This window comes from Methanoculleus sp. DTU007, assembly GCF_001512385.1.
Classification (GTDB): domain Archaea; phylum Halobacteriota; class Methanomicrobia; order Methanomicrobiales; family Methanoculleaceae; genus Methanoculleus; species Methanoculleus thermophilus.
Window position 1 is genome coordinate 1 of the sequence record NZ_LFRO01000089.1, and the last position, 849, is coordinate 849.

The window sequence follows — 849 nt, forward strand, 5'->3', positions numbered from 1 at the left end:
GGATGCAGTCGTTCTTTTTGGTATCCAGCGGGTTTTGGATAGCAGGACATCCTGACACAAGCCATGGTGATGATAGACGGCCGGAACCACTGGTATATTCTCGTCCCCGGTCCAACCTCTCTTCGTGGCCTCCTTCGACCCCTCGGTCCTCGGGATCTTTCTCTTCGGCCTCGTCGCCGGGATATGCCCCTGCAACAGCGTCCTCTGCCTCGGCCTGATCGGGTATCTGACGAGCCAAAAGACGGATCTCTCCCTTGCCGGGATCCTTCGGCTGACGGTTGCGTTCTCGCTTGGGACCGTCCTCGTCCTCCTTCCTCTCGGAGCAGCCGCGGGCCTGGTCGGCGACTACCTCCTCTTCTTAAACGAGACGGTGGCATGGGGGATCGGCGGGGTTTTGATGATCCTGATGGGGCTGCAACTCCTCCACGTCTACAAACCCCCGATCCGGAGCATCTTCAACCGCTTCCGGGCGCCTCCCTCCTACACGGTCTACGGCGCGTTCGTCCTCGGGCTCTCGTTTGGGGCGATCACGGTGGGGCGCGGGGCGCCGATGCTCCTCGTCGTCCTGACCTACATCGCGCTCTACCAGACCGCTCTCGAAGGTCTCTTTACGGTCTTCGTCTACGGCGTGGGGCTTGCGATCCCCCTCATCGTGATCAGTTCGGTCGGGGGCGCGGCCGGAAAGAAGGTCCGGGAGAAGGCGAGGATGAGCGGGGAGGCCTTCGACCGGGTTGTGGGCGTCGCGATCGTCCTGATCGGGGTCTACTTCCTGTACCTGGCGTTCTTCTGAGGGGTTGCGACCACCCGGAGGGCGGCGTAGAGGACCGTCGCTACGAGGACGCACTCGAG

At 62.8% G+C, this 849-nt stretch carries 1 protein-coding gene; it reads left to right on the forward strand.

Annotated features, from left to right (window positions below; all coding sequences use genetic code 11):
* The first annotated feature begins 124 nt into the window (after positions 1-124).
* A complete protein-coding gene (locus tag ACI94_RS09285; RefSeq protein ID WP_286681350.1) occupies positions 125-790 on the forward strand; it encodes a cytochrome c biogenesis CcdA family protein in 666 nt (221 codons plus the stop codon).
* Positions 791-849: the final 59 nt, after the last annotated feature.